At 47.1% G+C, this 20,219-nt stretch carries 20 protein-coding genes and 1 pseudogene; 11 read left to right on the top strand and 10 right to left on the bottom strand.

The features are described 5' to 3' along the window. The first annotated feature begins 13 nt into the window (after nucleotides 1–13). From PPRES148_RS00995 to recG, 5 genes are all read left to right on the top strand, one after another. A complete protein-coding gene (locus PPRES148_RS00995; protein ID WP_149452823.1) occupies nucleotides 14–1,762 on the top strand; it encodes a DAK2 domain-containing protein in 1,749 nt (582 codons plus the stop codon). Between the two features lie 23 nt (nucleotides 1,763–1,785). Beyond that, nucleotides 1,786–2,694, top strand: a complete 909-nt coding sequence (locus PPRES148_RS00990; RefSeq protein ID WP_149452822.1) for a DegV family protein — start codon at nucleotides 1,786–1,788, stop codon at nucleotides 2,692–2,694. Between the two features lie 125 nt (nucleotides 2,695–2,819). Beyond that, nucleotides 2,820–3,134, top strand: a complete 315-nt coding sequence (locus PPRES148_RS00985; protein ID WP_149452821.1) for a hypothetical protein — start codon at nucleotides 2,820–2,822, stop codon at nucleotides 3,132–3,134. Nucleotides 3,135–3,417: 283 nt separating this feature from the next. Continuing rightward, nucleotides 3,418–3,729 carry a hypothetical protein gene (locus PPRES148_RS00980; RefSeq protein ID WP_149452820.1) on the top strand — a complete coding sequence of 104 codons (312 nt, stop codon included), beginning with the start codon at nucleotides 3,418–3,420 and terminating at the stop codon, nucleotides 3,727–3,729. Continuing rightward, nucleotides 3,723–5,801 (top strand): ATP-dependent DNA helicase RecG, encoded by a 2,079-nt coding sequence (gene recG, locus PPRES148_RS00975; protein WP_149452819.1) that lies wholly within the window; start codon nucleotides 3,723–3,725, stop codon nucleotides 5,799–5,801. Before PPRES148_RS00980 ends, recG begins: the two co-directional genes overlap by 7 nt. Nucleotides 5,802–5,929: 128 nt before the next feature. Here the strand turns inward: recG and PPRES148_RS00970 are convergent, their stop codons facing one another. From PPRES148_RS00970 to PPRES148_RS00960, 4 genes are all read right to left on the bottom strand, one after another. After that, a complete protein-coding gene (locus PPRES148_RS00970; protein ID WP_149452818.1) occupies nucleotides 5,930–6,244 on the bottom strand; it encodes a hypothetical protein in 315 nt (104 codons plus the stop codon). A 332-nt stretch (nucleotides 6,245–6,576) separates the two neighbouring features. Continuing rightward, nucleotides 6,577–6,888 carry a transposase gene (locus PPRES148_RS00965; RefSeq protein WP_149452817.1) on the bottom strand — a complete coding sequence of 104 codons (312 nt, stop codon included), beginning with the start codon at nucleotides 6,886–6,888 and terminating at the stop codon, nucleotides 6,577–6,579. A 63-nt stretch (nucleotides 6,889–6,951) separates the two neighbouring features. Beyond that, nucleotides 6,952–7,116, bottom strand: a complete 165-nt coding sequence (locus tag PPRES148_RS10325; protein WP_187820312.1) for a hypothetical protein — start codon at nucleotides 7,114–7,116, stop codon at nucleotides 6,952–6,954. After that, nucleotides 7,117–7,353: a hypothetical protein gene (locus tag PPRES148_RS00960; protein ID WP_149452816.1), complete on the bottom strand. Its 237-nt coding sequence runs from the start codon at nucleotides 7,351–7,353 to the stop codon at nucleotides 7,117–7,119. A 663-nt stretch (nucleotides 7,354–8,016) separates the two neighbouring features. On the opposite strand from PPRES148_RS00960, the gene PPRES148_RS00955 reads away from it, so the two are divergent. Both PPRES148_RS00955 and PPRES148_RS00950 read left to right on the top strand, forming a co-directional pair. Continuing rightward, on the top strand, nucleotides 8,017–8,880 hold the full coding sequence (locus tag PPRES148_RS00955) for a M10 family metallopeptidase domain-containing protein (protein WP_149452815.1): 864 nt from the start codon (nucleotides 8,017–8,019) through the stop codon (nucleotides 8,878–8,880). Nucleotides 8,881–9,113: 233 nt separating this feature from the next. Continuing rightward, on the top strand, nucleotides 9,114–10,202 hold the full coding sequence (locus PPRES148_RS00950; protein WP_149452814.1) for a hypothetical protein: 1,089 nt from the start codon (nucleotides 9,114–9,116) through the stop codon (nucleotides 10,200–10,202). Nucleotides 10,203–10,323: 121 nt separating this feature from the next. Here PPRES148_RS00950 and PPRES148_RS10320 read toward each other — a convergent pair whose 3' ends face one another. Beyond that, nucleotides 10,324–11,373, bottom strand: a complete 1,050-nt coding sequence (locus PPRES148_RS10320; protein ID WP_187820894.1) for a hypothetical protein — start codon at nucleotides 11,371–11,373, stop codon at nucleotides 10,324–10,326. 48 nt (nucleotides 11,374–11,421) lie between these two features. Here PPRES148_RS10320 and PPRES148_RS00940 point away from each other — a divergent pair, with 48 nt between their 5' ends. Continuing rightward, nucleotides 11,422–11,676, top strand: a complete 255-nt coding sequence (locus tag PPRES148_RS00940) for a hypothetical protein (protein ID WP_149452813.1) — start codon at nucleotides 11,422–11,424, stop codon at nucleotides 11,674–11,676. 227 nt (nucleotides 11,677–11,903) lie between these two features. Here PPRES148_RS00940 and PPRES148_RS00935 read toward each other — a convergent pair whose 3' ends face one another. Further along, nucleotides 11,904–13,787 (bottom strand): hypothetical protein, encoded by a 1,884-nt coding sequence (locus PPRES148_RS00935; protein WP_149452812.1) that lies wholly within the window; start codon nucleotides 13,785–13,787, stop codon nucleotides 11,904–11,906. Nucleotides 13,788–14,552: 765 nt separating this feature from the next. Here PPRES148_RS00935 and PPRES148_RS00930 point away from each other — a divergent pair. Next, on the top strand, nucleotides 14,553–15,707 hold the full coding sequence (locus PPRES148_RS00930) for a nucleoside recognition domain-containing protein (RefSeq protein ID WP_187820309.1): 1,155 nt from the start codon (nucleotides 14,553–14,555) through the stop codon (nucleotides 15,705–15,707). Nucleotides 15,708–15,724: 17 nt separating this feature from the next. Here PPRES148_RS00930 and coaD read toward each other — a convergent pair whose 3' ends face one another. Together coaD and rsmD are read right to left on the bottom strand one after the other, a co-directional pair. Beyond that, nucleotides 15,725–16,204 carry a pantetheine-phosphate adenylyltransferase gene (gene coaD / locus PPRES148_RS00925; protein ID WP_149452810.1) on the bottom strand — a complete coding sequence of 160 codons (480 nt, stop codon included), beginning with the start codon at nucleotides 16,202–16,204 and terminating at the stop codon, nucleotides 15,725–15,727. A 29-nt stretch (nucleotides 16,205–16,233) separates the two neighbouring features. Next, nucleotides 16,234–16,778: pseudogene (rsmD, locus tag PPRES148_RS13190) on the bottom strand (16S rRNA (guanine(966)-N(2))-methyltransferase RsmD). A gap of 85 nt (nucleotides 16,779–16,863) precedes the next feature. Here rsmD and PPRES148_RS12705 point away from each other — a divergent pair. Beyond that, a complete protein-coding gene (locus tag PPRES148_RS12705; RefSeq protein WP_281289883.1) occupies nucleotides 16,864–16,986 on the top strand; it encodes a hypothetical protein in 123 nt (40 codons plus the stop codon). Between the two features lie 389 nt (nucleotides 16,987–17,375). Here the strand turns inward: PPRES148_RS12705 and PPRES148_RS12475 are convergent, their stop codons facing one another. Beyond that, complete coding sequence (locus PPRES148_RS12475; protein WP_246142868.1) at nucleotides 17,376–17,630, bottom strand: hypothetical protein; 255 nt, start codon at nucleotides 17,628–17,630, stop codon at nucleotides 17,376–17,378. A gap of 478 nt (nucleotides 17,631–18,108) precedes the next feature. On the opposite strand from PPRES148_RS12475, the gene tatC reads away from it, so the two are divergent. Beyond that, nucleotides 18,109–18,960: a twin-arginine translocase subunit TatC gene (gene tatC, locus PPRES148_RS00905; protein WP_149452808.1), complete on the top strand. Its 852-nt coding sequence runs from the start codon at nucleotides 18,109–18,111 to the stop codon at nucleotides 18,958–18,960. Nucleotides 18,961–19,546: 586 nt separating this feature from the next. On the opposite strand, the gene PPRES148_RS00900 is transcribed toward tatC, so the two are convergent. Next, a complete protein-coding gene (locus PPRES148_RS00900) occupies nucleotides 19,547–20,212 on the bottom strand; it encodes a transposase (RefSeq protein WP_149452807.1) in 666 nt (221 codons plus the stop codon). Nucleotides 20,213–20,219 lie beyond the last annotated feature (7 nt).

The raw sequence follows: 20,219 nt of genomic DNA, 5'->3' as shown, positions 1-20,219 counted from the left end.
GGGCAAGGGACGAGTGCCTACCGTTGATCAGAAGCTCTTGCTTCGTATGTTGCGTGGGGGGGAGCAGTGTCTTCGTGAAAATGTGGATCAGGTCAATTCGCTCAATGTTTTCCCTGTTCCCGATGGAGACACAGGTACGAATATGCATCTAACTCTGCGTGCAGGGTTGCAGGCGCTGGGGGCTAATTGCTCCGCGACAGTGGGCGGTGTAAGCTCTTCCTTTGCTCGTGGCTTGCTGATGGGGGCGAGGGGGAACTCGGGCGTCATCCTGTCACAGCTCTTTCGTGGTTTTGCCGATGCGGTAAGTGGGAAATTTACGGTCACCGTACGGCAGTTTTCGTCTGCCCTGCAGCGCGGTGTGGGTACGGCCTATCAGGCGGTTCTTAAGCCCGTGGAGGGCACGATGCTCACAGTGGCTAGGGAGTCCGTTCGTGCCGCCATGCAAGTGTCGCACACCGCGGAGGATGTCAAGGTGGTTCTGAGGGCCCTAGTACAGGCTTCTGAGCAATCGGTAGCGAAAACGATTTCTTTGCTTCAGGTGTTGCGCGAGGCTGGTGTGGTGGACGCAGGTGGATATGGTTTGCTTTGCGTTTATAAGGGTATGCTGTCCGCTCTGTTGGATGGGGAGGATGAACTGTCGAAAATTGGACTTTCCCTTCCTGGGATAGGGGAACCAGCCGGGGGTTCATACGGGATCTGTGATCAGAAGGAGTCCCCCTCCCGTGTTGGCAAGTTCAGCTATTGTGTCAATTATTTGATTGATTTGTCAATTCGTCGTCGTTCCTTGAAAAGATTGGATGAGAGGGTATTGCGTCGTGCATTGGAGCAGTGGGGGGACTCCATTGTCGTCGTTCGTGATAGGGATCTACTCAAGGTTCATTTACATACGGAGGAGGTACCAGCCGTTCTCGAGAACTCCCTAGGATATGGGGATCTGGTACATGTAAAAGTCGAGAATATGCGTTTACAGAACCATAAGGTTCGATTGGAGGGTACGTCGCCCCCGTCCTCGCAGGGCGGCGGGAGAACGGGTACCTTACCTCCGCAAGGGGCCCTCTCCCCCCGCGTTGTGGCTCCTATTTCTGCGGCGCATGCTGTAGATAAGCCCTACGCTATTGTAGTGGTAGCAGCTGGGGAGGGCTTGGGACAACTTTTCCGAAGCATAGGCGCTGCTTCTGTGGTGGAGGCAGGACAGACTTGTAACCCTAGTTCCTCAGAGATTGCGGAGGCTATTGATGCAACGCGGGCCTCCTGCGTTTTTGTGCTTCCCAACAATGGAAATGTAGTTCTCCCCGCCCAACAGGCAGCTGAGTTGGCAAAGACTCCCCATGTGGTGGTACTTCCTGTTCGTACCGTACCCCAAGGCTTGGCTGCGGCACTTGCCTTTTCGCCGGATGAGGACCAGGATACCAACAGGCAATATATGATGGCTGCCGCGGCACGTGTGCGATCCGGTGAGGTGGTGCGGGCTGCCAGAGCTACCCATGTCAATGGACGGCGTGTACAACCGGGTGACATGTTGGGAATTTGCGAGAGTAAGATTGTTCGAGTGGGCAGCCAATCGGTGGAAGTTGCGATGGAGTTATTGAGTTATATGCTGGCAATGGGTGGTAGCGTGGTGACGATTCTAACTGGTGCGGATGCGGATCAGAAGGGAACGGAAATTCTACGGCATCATATGAAGGAAAAGCATCCGGATGTGGAGTTGGAAATTCATGAGGGGGGACAACCTCTGTATGAATATACGTTGGCAGTGGAGTGAGTGGATCCAATGGGGGGGGGATCATGGTACTGCATATAGTTACCGATAGCACCGCGGATTTGCCCTTGACCCTGGATCCATCGTTACCTATATCTGTGGTACCCCTGAGCGTCGAATGGGGGGGGGCGGTGCAGGACGATGACGATCGAATGGATCGGGGGGCTTTTTATGCGCAGCTGGTTCAGTCTGATATCATGCCCCGCACCTCACAGCCCTCGCCACAGCGTTTCCAGGATGTATACCGACGGGTTATAGAGCAGGGTGCGACCCAGATTTTGTCGTTGCATTTATCGTCGTCCATGAGCGGTACCTATCGAGCTGCTCATATTGCAAGGGAATCGATCCAGCGGGAATATAGTGAAGCTGTCATTGAAATCGTGGATTCGCGTGTACTTACCTATTCATTGGGACTGGGCGTTCTGTTGGCAGCTCAGGCTGCTCAATCTGGTCATTCCCTATCCCTTTGCCGTTCGTTGGCGCAGCGGGCGTTTTCCACAGCCTCCCTTCTGTTCACTGTCGACGATTTTTCCTATTTGCAGCGGGGGGGGAGAATCGGTAAGGCTTCTTCCATGTTGGGTTCCCTCCTGCGCATTTCCCCCATTCTTTCCGTTGTAGACGGACAAGTGGTAGGATTGGAACGGGTTCGGGGGCGAACTCATTTGGTAGAACGGATGTTGCATCATTTTGAGACTGCTATTCCCAGGAATACTGAGGTGGCCGGGGTCCTATTATCGGGTGGGAATCCCGCCCCGGAGGCGTTGTCCTTTTTTGAGGCGATTCGTTCCCGATATGATTTGGGCAAGGTAGAGCCAATTCTAGTAACACCTTGTGTGGTTGCCCACGTAGGCCCCTCCTCGTGGGGTGCTGTTTTGATGCCAACGAAATGGATACACGAGGAGCGTGTCTACTCTCAGGTACCGTACCGTCTTTGATACGAATAAGGGTCCCTCCATGGCAGATTTTCTTCCGTGTTCGCATGGTGTAGGGACGGTACAGATTCGGAAGTTCTGTACCTGCTTGCTTGTGTCCTTGGGGGTGTATATGCACGGGAGGGTGCATGGATCGTTACCTATCTCAGGGATGCGGGGGAATCCTGCCCTTTGGCACCCTCCTTGGGTTACAGCGGGATGATTCCCGTACCAGGGATGTGTGGGGTTTGGTGGATGGAGAGCGGGGTATTCCGAATTGGGATCTGTGGGTTTATGACCGTTTTTCTTTGGTGGAGAAGGTGCTCTCGAGTGGTGGGAGCACCCTAGGGGGAAGAAATGATCCCTTAGGAAGAGTGAGAAACGCAGAGATTGCATCAGGTAGGTCCACGGACGCTCTCGTAGCGAGGCCCCGCGGATGGGTACGATACTCGTTTTTGGGATGATGAGGGATACGTTGATCGGATGTAAGTACGGGAGAAACTCGGGCTATATGGGGAACCAATGCCCCCTATGGGGTGAGATAGCAGTTGCATCAACGATTGTGGTGTGCGGCATATCCTGTCAGGGGTGTCTCCTTCTCGATTGGGGGTTGTTCCCCTTATCCATGGGTCCACGTTCTTATTGCGGATGCGATAGGTTTTTTGTCTTCAAGCAATGCTTTCATTTCTGATAGGGGTCTATCAAGGCCGAATTGGGTACGGGTAAAGGGACAGGGGGGAGCCAGCAATGTTTGCACAGGCTTTTGCTATTACCTTGAAGGGTTTGTTGGGTTGGGTTTGTGGTCCTATTGCTGGTTGGGTTGTGGTCCCTTGGGTGAATAGGATTGGTTCCTCATGGGCACCTGTTGCGATGGATAGGGCAGAGGTAACGAGAGCCCCTTCGGGTGTGATGGCCGGGGCCATGTACTCCGGGGTTATGCCGGTGTCGTTCCCACGCGGGGTCCCCTCGGATGCCACTTTGCGGACAGGGCGGTGCTTGCGCCGACGAATTTCTGGTGATTTCAGGCAGGGGTGTAAGGGTGCGGATGAGGAATGTTGACGACGGGTCTTCCCCTATCCCCTTTGTCCACCTTTACGATATTGAAACCTTCTGAATTCAAACGTTTGTCTACATTGGGTCTTGAAACGGTAGCCGATCTTTTATTGTATTGTCCTTTACGATATGAGGATCATCGTCCAAGGACTTCCTGTCAATTCCGTGATGGTGAGGTAGTGGCTATACGGGGAAAGGTGGGGGGAACGAGTAGCTTACGTTGGTTCGCCCGGCGTCGTTGTCGGTTGTCTGTCAAGATACAGGTGGACCCTCCCCCCGGGGCCGATGGCGGTGCCGATGAGATGGCGGAACATGTTGTGGAAGCAGTGTGGTTCAATCAGCCCTATTGGGGTAGGAAGTTCTCCAAGGGGCGTTCCATCCAAGTGATAGGACGTTGGAATGCGGAGCGTTCCCAGGTCACGGTGCAGCAGACCGTCTTGGATTGCAAGGAGGGTACGGGAGACCATTTGTTGCCGATTTATTCCTCCACACAGGGTCTTCCCTCAGCCTCCATAGAAAAATTGGTACGTGCGGTTTGGGAACGACACCAGGGGGAGGTGCAGGAGCTTTTGCCGCAAGCTTTGCGGGAAAAGTATAGTTTGTTGCCCCGTGGGCAGTCCATCTCCCAGTTGCATCATCCCAGCACCTCGCAGGAAGCAAGGCACGCACGTCGGCGATTGGCCTATGAAGAGTTGTTGATCCATCAGCTCTGTTTGGCCGCGCGGCGTGCCCAGCGTAGGAAGCAGCCGGGGATTGCACGTGTGTGGGATGAAGGGCTCCTGAAATCTTTTTTTTCTGTCCTCCCTTGGTCTCTGACACCAGGTCAGGAGGAGGCTGTGTCCGTCATTCTAGAGGATCTACGTTCCCCCCATCCTATGCACCGTCTTCTCCAAGGGGATGTAGGTACAGGGAAGACGGTTGTTGCGGCATTTGCTTTATATGCCAATGTGCTCAGCGGTTATCAGGGTGCCTGTATGGTACCGACGGAGATCTTGGCGTGCCAGCATTACAACGCCCTGACGCAGTGGATGGTACCCTTGGGGGTTCGCCTCGTTTTGTTGACCAGTCGGATGTCGGCACGAGCTAAACGTGAGGCACTGGGTCGCCTGGCGGATGGTTCAGCGGATGTAGTGGTGGGGACACATGCTTTGATTCAGGATCATGTGGAATTTACCAAATTGGGGCTTGTAGTGACGGATGAGCAGCATCGTTTTGGTGTCAACCAGCGTGCCGCTTTGTATGCCAAGGGAACCTATCCGGACATGTTGTGTATGACTGCGACACCCATTCCCCGCACCCTGACGGTAACAGCCTTTGGGGAACAGGATATATCCTTGTTACGGGAGCGTCCGAAGGGGAGAAAGCCTGTGGATACCTATTGGGTACGGTCCGCAAAATGGCCGCAGCTTGTCAAACATTTACGGGTTGTATGCGAACGAGGTGAGCAAGCTTACGTAGTTTGTCCGAGGATTGAGGCTATGCATGAGGAGGATGTCAACCATGCAGAGCAGCGGTACCAGAAGTTAAAAAAACAGCTTGTCCCCCACAGGGTGGGCTTATTACATAGTCGCCTGGATCCCTTGCAAAAGGAAGAGGAGATGCAGGCTTTTGTGTCGGGTGATGTACAGGTGATGGTGGCCACGACTGTGATCGAGGTGGGTGTGGATGTTCCCAATGCGACGATGATGATCATTGAAGCGGCTGATTGTTTTGGATTGGCACAGTTGCATCAATTGCGGGGTCGTGTGGGCCGCGGGGAAAGGTCCTCTGTATGTGTACTTGTTGCTGATCCGTCCACGGAGCAGGGTGTGGAGAGAATGGGGATTTTAAAATCCACCCAAGATGGATTTGTGATTGCGGAAAAGGATTTGGAGTTACGGGGACCGGGAGAGTTCTTAGGTGTTCGCCAAAGCGGTCTGCCGCGCTTTCATTTTGCTGATTTGCAGAGGGATAAGCGGATGTTGGAAATGGCGAGAGAGGATGCTATTGGCTTGTTGCCGGAATTGGAGCAAAACAAGGAGTGGGCTCTTGTCGCAGAGATAGTAAGGGGGGAGAGGGAAAGGGTACGGTCCGTATAGGTTATGATTACCTTATTTGTGTAAATAATTTGTATAGTACAGGGGGCGGAAAGCCCCCTTTCCTTTGAGACCCCCCACCCGGGTTCTACAAACTCTGCATGGAAGAGGTTTGGGAAATCCTTCCAGGTCTACTGAACAGTACAATCGGCACAACGGCCTCGTCGTCCTACATGTTCTTTCTTCCCCCCATCCCCTAGACCTTCTTGTACGTTCCCAGATAGTGGGCACTGACGTTCCCCCTCCGTTGTTGCCTCCTGATTCCCCTCAGGACCCACATCCAATACCTTCGAAGAGTTGGCATAGTTCTCCTCCACTTTTCCCTCTAGAGGGGGTGCTCCTGAAGCATCAGCATGAGAAAAGAGGGGTGTGAAAGGGAAATATAAACCCAATATAGTAACACCGATAAAAAATAGGGATCGTAAGAAAAATGATCTTGTTAACATATATAATCAGGTGCTACCGCGGAAAAAGATATCAAAATTATTAGACTATTTTTTCAGGTCAAATGATGTGTTTGGGAAATGTTTATATTGTTAATGAATATAAAAACAGTCTGTTCAAGTATTTCCAGCGTAAGTGCTTGGGGGTGGAAAGGTACCCCTTTTTTGGGGATTGTACCTGAAAATTTCGTGCGATCGGTTATTTTTTTTTGAACCATCGAAATCGCCGTGGGATCATAGGAACCGATTCCTATCTCGCCCCCTTTTGCGCACACCAAAGAAACCGACATAAAGTCGAATTTTATTTTTACTTAAATAGTATTATATATTAAACTCTATGTAGTTATGGGTGATCTTATCCTTCTCTTCCTGATCTTCTTTTGAAGATAACAAACAACCTGGGATAAATTATAAGCAGATCTTTTTGCCATCATGGCCCGTGCCACCCTCATCTTACCACGCACCTTCATTCGGGCGGCCTGAAAACGATTCTTCATAGAAGAACAAACCCCCTCCACAGCTGCATGACGATTCCCCTTCTCTTTGTACCCCGGTTGCTCTATTTTGTCTTGTTGTTCCGCCGTTGAATAGGACTGATCTGTGGTGCGCAGGATCCTTCCCCCCTTTTCAGAGGTTTGGCGGCACATTGCTCGGCAAATTTACATTCCCCGCAGGGTACCCTAGTACATTCTTTAGCCGCCTCCCTTACCTCATGGCAGTTGTACCCTCCGTTCTGGTGCATGGTTGGATCTATAGTCAACTCCGAAATCCTTATCGGAATGAAGTGCCCCTTGGGTATTTACATGGGCGACTAAACTCAATCCCTTCTCCTCATCACGGACCTCGACAAGGTTACAAACATATCCTCTACACAATTACTTACCTTTGATACGACATTGGGCGTTTGGATTAAAGGGGCTTTGCAGACTGCTTGATGGCAAGGTGGAACGCACCATGAGTCTCTTTTGCCCTTCTTGTTCAGCCCTCTCTGTTTGCCCTCTTATCATCCTTTGCAACAGCATATGGACTGGGGTGGATTGAAACTCCTTGTACTGGTTCCCAAAGTGCTCGAGGGCTAGGCAAATCTCTAGCAGTGTTGCTCTCCGTTTCACCTTGTCCGTTAGGTGATTCGCTGGTAGAAGGAGGAGGGAACCAAATTTTGGAAAACAGTGTTCTGGGCGGCAATTGTAAGGTTGTTTCTTTCCGCTACAGCATCCTATGTTTATTTCATAATAGGGTACAAATTTTGGTTCCATTAAATTATATATATTTATTAAATTATATATTATAATTTATTTATTAATTATATACTTCATTCATGATTGCGAACAGGGATGTTGCATAATCAATAGAGTAACAGAAGTTTTCATTTAAGGGGGGCATGGTATCCCAATGGATGTGTGAACCAACGACCAGAGACCTATAATGTTTTCGTATCTCTTTTCTTTGTTATTTTGATATCTGTTCTCACTTCAGATATTCATTTTTCTCATATCTATCCAATCAATGTCCAAGTTTTTTTCAATATTGGAATGTTTCCGATTCGCATTGTAATAGGGTCAAGTATCCATCCGTTGGGCTGGCTTGTTTCGTTGATATCCCTAATTTTTGTATAATATTGCGAATGATATAGAATATGGTCCTCTATCTTTATAAAAAATAAGATAAATTTACAGGTATCTTGGGACTTCACTGGTGTCCTTTGACCCTGTGTTTTCATGGGACATTTCTTAATTTTTTTATAGAAACAATAAGGAAAAAAGGAGGGGGATATCATGAATGAAAAATACAAAAAAATAATAAAATACTTTTCCTTAATTTCAAGTTTATCTATGCTAAGTTTTTCTGCTCTCCCATCATCTACCGAAAGAGTAAAGGCGGAGGCTAATTCGTCGTCTGAAAAACAGGATCCTTCCTCGAACACAATAAAGAAGCTCGTTGAACTATTAACTCAGTTGTTTGGTGGATCATCTGACAAGTCGTCCCGTTTATCAGGTTCACAATCCCATCCTTCCAACGATGGACCGGGACCAGGAAATGATGTGGGAAAGGTCCAACCGGACCAAAGTAATAGGTCGGGGACAGAAGATAATAAAGATAATACCTCGGATGGGAAGACCCTTCTTGCCGCTATCTATGCCACCCCCTCCTATAACCAAGAGAAGGGGAAGGATCGGGCCAATCAATCGATTAAGGATGCAAGTGATATTTTATCCCGGCAAATAGGTTTTAAGGTAAAAATGGTTAGCTATCAAACTTTGGGTGATAATATTACAACAAGCGCAGAATCTCCGGCGGGTCTCCAACGATTCAAAAAAGTCCCTAAAAAGAGTTCTCCCCGTGTACATCTCAGGATCTGTTTTGCAAAGGGTAATAATAACTCGGTGAGTGGGTATTCTGACGATGGAGGAGATCCAAATCGACTACCTTACCATACTATTTTTGCTCCGGGGGGCGGTAGTGGCGGGGCTGTTCTAGCGCACGAAATTGGCCATACTCTCGGACTTGGGCATGTGGAAAATACCACCAATCTGATGAATCATAATCATCGTAGTGGCCCCATGGCTTCTAAAATGTTACCTAGTCAAAAAACAAAGGCCAAGAAGGCAGCAGAAAGGTTTGTTAATAAAATCAAATAAGTATTGGGCGCACGTCGGGAACCCCCTGTCATTATACCCACCTGGACCTATTATACCAAGTGGCCTAATAGTTTGAACGAATGAAGTGGGTTCTGATCCAATGTTTTTTCCTTAAAAATTAACATTTTATTTTAAAATTTATTTATTGATAATTATATTATATTATATTATAATTTTAATATAATTTAATTGATTGATTCATTAACGATAATAAATGAGGGGGGTAATTAATTATGAAGAAAAATATAGAAAACAAAAATATGGTAATAGGTGTTGTTTTTACAAGTGCACTACTCCTCAGCCCCATAGGCACACCACCAGGAAATTTGTTAGCCAACAACGATGGCAATACGGGTGGTAACATGGGCAATAACATGGGCAATAACATGGGCAATAACATGGGCAATAACATGGGCAATAACGTGAGTGGTAACGTGAATGGTAACAGGAATGGTAACAGGAATGGTAACGTAAATGGGATGGGTAATAAATTGGGTGATGTGGTTAATTTCCCGGGTGGTCCGGGTGGTCTAAAATCGGGTTTTAGTGGTTTGCAAAGTGGCCTAAAATCAGGTACTGATAATAAACAAAATGCAAAATCAGGTTTTGGTGGTTTGCAAAGTGGTTCAAAATCGGGTACCGATACTAAACAAAACAACACGAAAAAGGGCAACAGCGATGTAATGGATGGAAATAAACAAAACAACACGAAAAAGAGCAACAGTAATACAGTGGATGGACAAAAAAAATCCGGAAACAAGGGCATCATCGAACAGCTTCCTGGGCCTATTCGGGAAGTCGTGAAAAAGGTGGGGGAGGTGCTTGGAGTAAACCAAGGGGCAAATAGTAAAGATGGAGAAAAGAATTCAACAATAAAAACCGTGCAAGATAAAAACAATGGGGGTAAAGACGGAGAAAAGAATTCAACAACTAAAACCACGCAAGATAAAAACAATGGAGATGGGGAGAATTCAAGCAAAAGTGAGGGGGATAATAAGGTAACGGCAAAGACCGATGAGGGTACAAGCGAAAAGATACAATCCGGGGGAACTGAGGATTCCTGTAAAAAGAGTTGTGGATCAGATGAGGAAACAGTTAAGGCAGATGAACCAGACAACAACAATAATGAGACAAGCACTGACAACAGCACCAAAGATGATTCGAAGGAAAGCAATTCTTCTGGAGGGGGGACAGCAGAAAACAGGTATTATATTGTAAAAAAGTCAGATCTGAACAAGGGTAAAGGTATCACGGTTATAAGGCAAAATGGGCAGAGAGCAACAGCGGATCCAAAATCTCTGAAATCACCAACAACAAAATAATAATTCCTTTTTTCAGAAACGGTTGGTTGTCGAAGGTTGCATCCCAAATTTGGGATGCAACCAAGAATTTTGATTCCTACACGTGTTTCCTATTCGCATGGCTAGAGATAGGAGGGGTACCTCAGGAGATTTTGATGACAACGAGATGGGCGTTGTTGAGATCGGAGGCGACGCCTCCCGTATTGATGATTTGCAACCGGCTTGGTTCACCTGGGGGTGTGTTGAAGACAGCTGGGATCGTAATATTTCCCAATCCTAGCCCCTCCACCACAGATTTTTCATTGAGGGTGATAGAGAAACCGAATCCGGCCAATGTCCAGCAGAGAGCGAGATAGGTATGATCAGGTTTTAGATGGATGATAGAAGAGTTTGGGGTAAAGGAAATAGCTTCCCCATTTTTCGTGATGATTTGGTCAAATACAATGGGCATTTTCACTAGTAAGGATTGCGAATGGGCCGAAACCAACAAATTATCCACCATGGTAGACAGCGCGTGGGTTCCTTGGGGTCCTGTAGGTCCTACATCTCCCTGTTCTCCCTTCGGGCCTGGCGGGCCGGGTGGACCGGTTTTCCCCCTAGGTCCCTGGGGGCCTACGGGTCCTGGATCTCCCCGTTCTCCCTTAGGACCTGGGGGTCCAGGGAGATCATTAGGTTTGGTTTTGAAATTTTGGAGTACTGTACGATTCCATTCCCCTTTGGTTTCCGACGGGTTCGTTGGTTTATACCCCGTCTGTTTTGTTGTTAGGACGAGGTGATCCTCTATTTTTTCCTCGCCTATTCTAGGGCTCATTGTTTCCCTAGATTCGACGGGCGTGGGTGTTGCTTGGTCCTTGGCTGTTCTTCTTCTTCCGATCCGTTGGCCTCCTGCTATGCCCCCGGGTCCGGGTAGTATAGTTGTTTCTGTCGTTTTCGTTGATTTGGTGGTTGGGGGTGGTATACCTAGGATTTTTTTGGATCGTCCAGGATTTGTATGGGTATTTCTGAATACAGTCTCCCTGGTAGAACCTTGGTCTCTTGGGGCCCTCCCTCTCCCTTGATGGAATTCGTTATGGAATTCGCTCAATCGTCCCTCCGAATGGGACGATATAGGGTTCCATCCGGAATTCTCGATTTTTTTGTTCGTTTCCCTGTGGGGTGATTTTTTCTCGGGAGATGGTATTGGAGGATCCATTCTCCGCAATGGATCCTCCAATGTACCCCTTGTAAGGGGGGGATTTTCGTGGGTTCCGATCGAAGAAGGGGTAAGGGGGCCGATGGTACTTGGGGTACTTTTTCCCTCCCCATGATAGGGGGGATTGCTTTTGTCTTCATGGGATGGGTTTGCCATGGTTTTTGGGGGCAACGGGTAGGTGTTTTCAGGGATGGTTTCCTTTTTTTCCCCAATATGTTCAGCGGAATCGCTATCCCCGGGGGGGTTCTCTTCTTTGCAATTTTCTTGATGGGCGGCGGTCTTGTGAATTACGACATCACTTAGGTTATTTTCTACAGGGGGGACGAATACGTTGGCCGTGGAATCTTTCTCTCTTTTTTTCTTATGAAATTCTATATAATTGATCAATTCTAATAAATAATCATCTGTAGAAGTATCAACATTATTTTTTTTGTTGCTTTGTTCCTCCTTCCTTTCTTCCCCCATGGATGGGTTTATGGATGTATTCGCTATTTTTCTGTCCCATGTGCGAATGGGTACGTCTTCCTCAATTATCTTTTTTTTTCTGTAGGTGGGGGGATGTCGTTGGGGGTCCCGGTGGGCTTGGCAGAGTGGGTGGAATTTTTCTTTTGGGATGGCGATGTCGATGTCGGGGTGGTGGAACGGTTGGTTGTTTCCTTGGTTTTCGGGTGTTTCAGTTCCGTTCGGGTAGGGTGTGGTGTGGATACTTTTGATGGTTTGGTTGTGTGGGAGGGGGTCTTTGGAAAGGGAATGGTTTTTTCTTGCAGGGTTTCGGTCGATGGTGGTTGATTCTGTTTTTTCTTTTGCAATGGTGAATCTGTTGTGGTACATTCCCCTCCATCTCCATCTACGATGAGCGTATCCTCCTCCTTTGCGGATAGATCATTTTTATATTTTGATATGATGTTATTTTCTGCTGATTGTTCGGTTTTTTTGGGGGTTATATTTCCTTTTTTCCCTCCGTGGTGTGGGGGTATGTCTGGGCTAGGTGGTTTTGGTTTGGGTTTCTTGTCCCTGGAACATCCGCATTCCTCCTCATATTCCTTGGATTTATGCAGATCAGTGGTGGGTTGATCTTCTCCAAACAAGGGTGTTTTTTTGGTTCTAGGGTGGTGGCTGTTTCTGTCGCCGCTGTCCCCCCTTTTTCCCGCAAGTGTTGGTTTAGTGGAGAGAGAGAGATTTTCTTCGGTTTCCCCAGCCTTGGATGATGGATCGGGACGATGATCATGAAGGCCCGCTGTTTTCTCACCTTCTGTTGTGTTCTTGGTACTGGTGGATTTTTTCTTATCTTTTGTAGTATGGGTGGAGGTTCTGTGTTTGGTTTTCCCTGTTGTGGCCCCTTCAGAATCCAATGGTACGGATCCTTCCCCGTATTCCTCTGTTTTTTTTCCATGTGAGGGATCTTCTTCCGCCCTCTTGGACTTTCCCCAGGTATTTTTTTCCATCTTCGCTTTGGTAGGAGGGGTTGAGTCTCCTGTGTCCAATATCAGGGATCCATTTTTAGATTCTTGTGAATTTTCTTTCTCGAAGGATAATTCGGTCCCCGTGTATTTTTTCGGGTTGGATTCCTTTGCCTCGGGATTGTGTTTTTGGGGTGTCTCTTCTCTCCTGTTTGGGTTGTCTTTGGTAAAGGATTTTGATTTGGATCCTGATTTCTTTGTGAGGGATTGCGCACCTTTTTCCTCTTCTGTGGATTCCTTTGTGGGATTGGATTTCCGTTTCATTTCTGAATGGTTTTCCAAAGGGTTCCCCTCTGTTTCCGTTTTGTATCCATGATCGACCGTTTTTTGAAAATCATCCTGGGTATGTTTTTCCCTAAAACTAGTATTTTTGTCTTTTTTATCAAAACGTTCAGATAGTATTCCCTTTTCCGACACCTTTTCTGTTGATTTTGCTTTTTTCGTGTTTCCCGTGGTTCCTTCTTCCCGTCCCCCTGGAGAATAGGTTCTCCTTTTTTCTCCCTCACGGGTGGGATCATGATCCGTATCACGCGTTTTTTTCACCGGGTGATCCTGATTTTCTGTTTCTCCGATTTCTTCCCGTTCGTTTGTTTTATCCTTGTTATTCGATTGTTTTACCGTTTTTTCTTCATTATAATCTGTTGTTTCATTTATTACATCCTTCTCATTCACCGAATGGGTGTGGGGCGTGGGGTACTTGCCTTTGAGGGTATCTAGGAGTTGACTCAGGCGTGTCCTGGCCTTCAATATGTCCTCCACTGTGATCGGTGTTTCGGTTATTTCTGAAAAAATATCCACCAATTTTTTTAGTTCCTGATTCTGGTTTTCCAGCATGCGTTTGGTCAAACCCAAATCCTCCATAATCAGGGGGGCAATGAGTAAGTTGACGGCTTCTTCACGGGAGAGAAAGGGGGGGTGTAATCCCGGTATTTCGTTTTTTTCCGAAGAACTCATAGGTGTACGCTCCTTAGTTTTATTGTGAACAATGCTAAAAAATATGGGAAGGGGGGACAGAATACGTGTGGGAATGTATTTTGATTGTTTGATTTATAAAAATCATTATTTTTAAAATTATGTATAAATATTTTTATTATTACAATAATTTTAACAATTGAAAAGGGGATTCAAATGGATTGCATGACATGGATGGGGGTACGGAATGGAGATAGAATATGGCATGGCTGCAACATTGGTACCGTATCATGGTCCTTTTTGGGGGAATGTACGACATTCCTAGGAATAGCGGGGGATGTTCCTATGTGGTTTGTTTTTTCCTTAGTACAATTTCTTCCCCCTGATCATGATAGCGTTCCTCCTCCAGAAGTTGATCATGGATTCTGGATATCTCCGTACGACTAGGCTGGGGTATGTTTTTGGGGGACCCATGGGGGTTCTTCTCATTCGGTTCCTGAGTCACGGGTTAGAATCCTAATATTTTAAATTATAATGATTATGTATATAGGGGAATGGCCTTAGAAATGGGAAGGGATCGTTACCCCGGTTCCCATGGATCGATGACCTGGTGATTTGGCCGTCAGCAATGCTGTTGGAGCTATGGTGGAACCATTTTCTTTTGTTTGATTTGGCGTCGTCTCTTGCGTTTACCAGGTTGTATTCCCAATGGTTTTTTCGTTTTCGTGTTCAGTTTTTTTTTATGTATCATAAAATAAGGCGAGTCTTTCTATCTATGGGAGGATGTTCTACATAGGGGGGAGGGCTTTGCGATACCAAAAAGGTGTCCATGCGGTGATCATAGGCGGGATGGCTCTTCTATTGCTTTCCCATCCCGAGCCGGCCATCCAGGGTTCTCTACACGGTATGAGGTTGTGGTGGCAGGTGATTATGCCCTCCCTTTTGCCCTTTATTGTGGTGGCGGAGATTTTATTCCACTCTGGGATTATAGAAAACCTAGGTCGGTGGGTTACCCCTATTTTTCGCCCCCTGTTGGGCATTCCTGGATCCGGATCCCTTGTGTTGCTTCTGGGGTGGATGTCGGGTAACCCCACAGGGGCTCTACTTGCAGCTCGTCTGCGGAGGGAGGGGTGGGTTACTCAGTCGGAGGGGGAGAGAATCCTTGTAGCTTCTTGTACTTCTGGTCCCCTATTTCTATGTGGTGCTGTGGCAGCGGGTTTTTTCCAGAGGCCTGAATTGGCTATTCATTTACTTGGTGGACATCATCTTGGAAATTTACTCCTTTTGTTTCTTCTCCGCTGTACCCTATGGCGGACTACTCGCAGGGAACCCTCGGTGTCGAATTGCGATAGGCAGGACGACGGTGTTATGGCTGTTCTTCGATCCCCTCAGCTCTCCCTTGGCGCTGTTCTCCGGGAAGCAGCCGAACGATCTATGCAAACCATGTTGGTTTTACTTGGTATACTCACCACATTTTCGGCTATTCTTCATCTTGTGAAATTCGTAGGTTTTTTCTCATGGATCCACCATGGGTTGGTTCAGCAAGATTCTGCCATGGCTTCTTTGGTAGTCCCTGTTCTTGTTGGGGGCGTGGAAATGACTTTGGGAATCCATGACATAGTGGCCCAGCCTGTTGATTTGTTGATTCGATTGGGGGCTGTAGCGGCGGTTGCTGCTTTTGGTGGGTTTTGTATCCATGCCCAAGTGGCTAGCTTATTGGTAGGTACGGATCTTCGTTATCGTGTTTATTGTCTAGCGCGTTTGGGACATGCTTTTCTTGCTATTTTGTCTACTGTGGGGCTGGCCCTTTGTTTCTCCCTTCCTCCCGTTGTCTTGCCTGTTTCTTCTCCCGTTCCAAGTACTGGGGTGGTGGAATTTCATGGGGCTCATTATTTATGGATTATGATTGGGATATTGTGGCTGATGGGTTTGCGGAGGCGGTATTCATGGGTAACCCGCTAGCGAGTGGTTCTGCGTTCTCATTGTTGAAATTTGCTTCGGAGCGCAGTTCCTACATGGGGGGGAACGAGGGCGTGGAGAGGTGCCCCATATTGGGCTACCTCCTTGACCATTCCTGAGCTTATATAAGAGTGCTGACTGTCACTCATCAAAAATAGGGTTTCGATGGTTCCGCCAATCTGACGGTTGAGGGAGGAGATTTGCAACTCATACTCAAAATCCGAGGTGGCTCTTAGACCGCGTAGGATGACTCGGGAGTTTTGTCTATGAACGTAGTCAACGAGAAGTCCTTCAAAGCTGTCCGTTTGGACACTAGTCCAGTTCTTGACAGCCTCCGTTAGCATTTCGAGACGTTCTGGTATGGAAAAAAGGGGTTCCTTTGCGCTGTTGACGGAAACGGCCACAATTAGTTTTTGAAAAATCCGGGAACCTCTCATGATAATATCCAGATGGCCGTATGTGATCGGATCAAAGCTACCAGGATAGATGGCAATATGCATGGGATCATTCCCCCTGGCGATCTATTTTTTTAGTTTCGGTACATGGTGAAAACAGAGGAACCGTATTTGTGTTGTGCTCGAGCATGCAGGGAATGGATTTGCTCCGGTAGGATCTGATCGTGTGCGTGTTCCGCGACAACTTGTCCCCTCGGGGAAAGTAGGGGGCCGGTTGCTATGGTTTGAAGTAGAATCCTGAGTAATGGGGAGTTGTAGGGGGGGTCCAGGAGAATGAGGGAGAAACGATGGGGTGCACGGGATAGTATACGTAGGGCCTTCCGTGCGTCATAGGGGAGAACCGTTGATCGATGTTGGAATCCTGTGGATTGGATATTGTGAAGTAGAATTTTACATGTGCCTGTATTGTGTTCAACAAAGATGGCTTTTTCTATACCCCGACTCAGCGCCTCTAGGCCAAGGGAACCGCTGCCGGCACAGAGGTCGAGTAGGGTACCACCGGAAAAAAAGGGCCTAGGATATGAAATAAGGCCTCCTTGACACGGTCACTAGTGGGACGCACATTCTTAGGAGGGCATTGTAGGCGCCTTCCTTTAGCGGTTCCCGCTATGATACGCATGAGTACATTCCCCCTATGCAGTTGGAGATAGGATATGAACCATACCCTCACTTAGCATAGAGTAAGGGGAAAGGAGGCACAAGGGATGGACGGAAGGATTCGCGGCTATCTACTCTGTCCCAGCGGCATGGGGTGTACAGGTAGGATAAACACAGGCTTTTCCTGTGCAACTGGGGAATCCGTCGTGAAGGTGCCTAGCGGCTGTTGATCGTCGCTAGGTCGTAAAGAGCCGAGAGATATCGAGGAGCCTTGCCACACAGGGGGGACTGGTTCGATCTGATTCATCTAAAAGACTTCTGTTCGTCTGCCGGTCACTGGTAGGCGGGGAGCAACACACGTAACATAGAAAAAATTTCCCTTTATTTACAAATTACAATAAATAAGGTAAAATATCGTCGAGTCATTTGTCATCATCCATTGTCTTATTCATAAAGTCTTAGATTCCCCTGAGAAAACCATAGTAAGAAGATAATGGATCTATTTTCACATCCTGAAACATGCATGGGAAGCAAACCCAGTGTCCCACACACATGCCGTGTAAACCAGGCATCTAAAGCATCAAGTTGCTGTTATCCTCGCATGCTGGAGAAGATTCGATTACTCAAACGAACTACTTGCAAGCATTACAATGTCAGTCATGTTACCCAAATAATGACGAATCATGACAGAACACTCGATATGCCAGCCAGGGCGGTCTATATCCCCAAGGCATTTCCCAATCCAATTCTTGAGCCTCTGCCCCCCAAAAGCAAAATCAAGCACGCTTTCTTTCTTACCCCCTGGCTCACCACTCCGCTCACAAGCTCCTCTAGGGGTGGTGAGCCAACTTACCATAAGCCCGGAAATATACATCCTCTTCGGAAAAATAGGCAACACTTTCCACCATCAATGCACAAACAATCTCTATCATGCCCTTACCATGAGCCGCGCTGGGGTGGTTTGGAACCTACCACCGATCGATCGGTTTTAGAGAGCCTGCTCCTTCATCCTTTCTGTACCCAGCCCAGCTTGGCACACAGTCTCTCAAGTTCTATACAAGGACCTAAATCGGGTCTATCTCGTCTATATACCGCGTGTCACCGAGGTAGTAAATAGGTCTCCTCCTTCGGTTGATCCCGAATCTAGATTGCTGACATCGGTTTTGACATGGGCTTGTGACTTTCAATGCGTCATCGAACGGTTTGCTTTCGCTGATCTCCCCGATTCTTACCGGACAGGGGTGCTACCCTACCTTTTCTTGACACACGTCAGCCGGTCATTTGGATATGCCCACTTCAGTTGACCCGACATCCCAATGGTGAGTTGTATGCTGAATATATGGAGGTAAGCAATGGTAAAATTATATAAAGATATAGATAGACAAAGGGAGCCCTTAAAACCGGATTGGGTAATACAAGAGATGGCCGTGAATACAACAATCGAAAACCAGGAGAAGGGACAACAACCGGCTTGGTGTGAGGATCATGTGCAGGAGCTCCGGCGGAGGGTATTGATTTCTTTACTAACTATTTCTATTATTTTTATTTCAATTTTATTATGTTCGCAGTCTATTTTACCAATATTTTTGGAGTTTGCCTACCCTAATTACAATATAATTACTCGTAATCCTATGGGGGGATTACAGTCTAGTTTGCACATTTCCTTCATCATAGCTTTTTTAGCTGCTTTACCTGTAGTGCTTTGTCAGACTTGGAGATTCATTGTACCAGGTTTAACGAAACGGGAAAGGAATTTGGCCCTTGTTTGGGTACCTACCGTGCTTGGTTTATTCTTCTTGGGTTGTTCTTTAGGGGTTTGGTTTGTCTTCCCATGGGCACGCAACTACTCTGGCGAGTACAATCGCTCCAGCGGTCTGCTCATGCAGTATGACATTGAACATGCTTTGCGTTTTTTTTTCATGGTTGTGGTGCCTTGTGGTCTTATTTTTGAAATTCCTGCCCTCGTATGGATTCTTGCCCGCTTGCGAGTTATCACAGCGGCAAAATTGAGGCGGATGAGAAAAATCGCATATTTTTTGTTGCTTATTTTTTCCGCGGTGCTATCACCTGGTGACTTTTCATGGTTTAATTGTATTTTTATGATGTTTTTATTCCTCTCCTATGAAGCCAGTATTGCCTGGTTGAATTGGATGGAATCAAGAGCCAAGAGAGATAGCTTGCCATGGGAAGAAAGAGAGAAGTGAGTGTGTAGTGCAGACAGGGGGAGGCTGGAACTATCCCAATTTTTCTGTATAACACTTTTGGGTTGCATCCCAAATTTGGTGTAGGGGCCTTTCCTGCGTCGTCTAATGATCCATTGGGTCTTGGCCGCAATCGGACCTGTGGGTTCGGTCTCGGGAGTGGGGGTTGAACCATTATTCGATAGATCGAATGTATCGTGATAGGATCCTATGTTTACATATGCCTAGATTTTAATTCTATCCTTGGTGCTGGTGCTGGAATTAAAAGTCAGTTGATTTGGTTTTTTCCGATATTAATTATATTTCAAAATGATATATATTGATTGCTATTAGTTAATGAATTACTTCTGTATAATATGTATGGATAATTTGTAATGTAAATAAAAAATTGAATAGTATGAATGTTTTGATCTAGATATGTGTGAAACGTAACGATTATGGTTGTATTTCTACTATAACCATGGAAACTCGGTTTTTGAACCCATGATCGCGGAAATGAATGCCTTATTCCGCACATCTTGGCACGCCAAATAGACCGGCCTATAGTTCCGATTATTTTATGAATTTTTTAAATTATTAGATATGCTCATCACGATATGGCTTCTCTCCTTCTTATTCTTATAAATTTTACTATATATTCGGAGACTTGAGATGTGTTATACGCTACACACTTTGCGAACATTGTCAACCTAGCTCTTCGTTCACCACGCACCTTAAGTCGGCGAGCTCCGTAAGCATTTTTTAGTGCGGAGCAAACGCCCTCAATGGCCGCACGACTGTTCCCTGCTTCCCTATATTTTGTCTCCTCCAATTGATCTCTTTGCTCCGCCGCCGAGTACGTTCGGTCGGTTAATCTTATGGTTCTTCCCCCTGTTTTGTTGAGTTTGCCAATGCACTGATCCGCAAAGGGGCACTTCTTGCAATCCTCCCCGTTGAAATAAGCCACACTGGTCCCGCTCCCTGGTTTTCTCCCTGGTTTGTACTGGCTGTTCTCGGGTTCCTTGTTTGCCACGCACCGTGTAATTTCCTTTGTTCTTTTGTCTCGCACAAACGTGCTTGCCCTCAATTTATCGGGGTTCCCCCTTCGGCCCGTCATATTGGTGAAGCATAGCGAAATACCCTTTGATTGGGCAAGTTCGCTTATCTCATGGCTGTAGTACCCCCCATCGGCACACAACCGCATTCCATCATGGGGAACCCATGTTTCTATGTACTCCTTCGCAAAGGCCGTATCTGGATGAAGGGAACCTTCCATATCAAAG

Source organism: Pasteuria penetrans (genome assembly GCF_900538055.1).
In the GTDB taxonomy this organism is placed as follows: Bacteria; Bacillota; Bacilli; order Thermoactinomycetales; family Thermoactinomycetaceae; genus Pasteuria; species Pasteuria penetrans.
The sequence above is the reverse complement of the archived record's forward strand: the minus strand, read 5'-3'. Positions and strand labels throughout refer to the sequence as shown.

Excerpts from the sequence above, each read along its gene's own strand:
- PPRES148_RS00990 (WP_149452822.1), top strand. The coding sequence starts at position 1,786 with ATGGTACTGCATATAGTTACCGATAGCACCGCGGATTTGCCCTTGACC.
- PPRES148_RS00985 (WP_149452821.1), top strand. The coding sequence starts at position 2,820 with ATGGATCGTTACCTATCTCAGGGATGCGGGGGAATCCTGCCCTTTGGC.
- PPRES148_RS00980 (WP_149452820.1), top strand. The coding sequence starts at position 3,418 with ATGTTTGCACAGGCTTTTGCTATTACCTTGAAGGGTTTGTTGGGTTGG.
- recG (WP_149452819.1), top strand. The coding sequence starts at position 3,723 with ATGTTGACGACGGGTCTTCCCCTATCCCCTTTGTCCACCTTTACGATA.
- PPRES148_RS00970 (WP_149452818.1), bottom strand. The coding sequence starts at position 6,244 with ATGTTAACAAGATCATTTTTCTTACGATCCCTATTTTTTATCGGTGTT.
- PPRES148_RS00965 (WP_149452817.1), bottom strand. The coding sequence starts at position 6,888 with ATGTGCCGCCAAACCTCTGAAAAGGGGGGAAGGATCCTGCGCACCACA.
- PPRES148_RS00955 (WP_149452815.1), top strand. The coding sequence starts at position 8,017 with ATGAATGAAAAATACAAAAAAATAATAAAATACTTTTCCTTAATTTCA.
- PPRES148_RS00950 (WP_149452814.1), top strand. The coding sequence starts at position 9,114 with ATGAAGAAAAATATAGAAAACAAAAATATGGTAATAGGTGTTGTTTTT.
- PPRES148_RS10320 (WP_187820894.1), bottom strand. The coding sequence starts at position 11,373 with ATGGATCCTCCAATACCATCTCCCGAGAAAAAATCACCCCACAGGGAA.
- PPRES148_RS00935 (WP_149452812.1), bottom strand. The coding sequence starts at position 13,787 with ATGAGTTCTTCGGAAAAAAACGAAATACCGGGATTACACCCCCCCTTT.
- coaD (WP_149452810.1), bottom strand. The coding sequence starts at position 16,204 with ATGCATATTGCCATCTATCCTGGTAGCTTTGATCCGATCACATACGGC.
- PPRES148_RS12705 (WP_281289883.1), top strand. The coding sequence starts at position 16,864 with ATGGACGGAAGGATTCGCGGCTATCTACTCTGTCCCAGCGGCATGGGG.
- PPRES148_RS12475 (WP_246142868.1), bottom strand. The coding sequence starts at position 17,630 with ATGTATATTTCCGGGCTTATGGTAAGTTGGCTCACCACCCCTAGAGGA.
- tatC (WP_149452808.1), top strand. The coding sequence starts at position 18,109 with ATGGTAAAATTATATAAAGATATAGATAGACAAAGGGAGCCCTTAAAA.
- PPRES148_RS00900 (WP_149452807.1), bottom strand. The coding sequence starts at position 20,212 with ATGGAAGGTTCCCTTCATCCAGATACGGCCTTTGCGAAGGAGTACATA.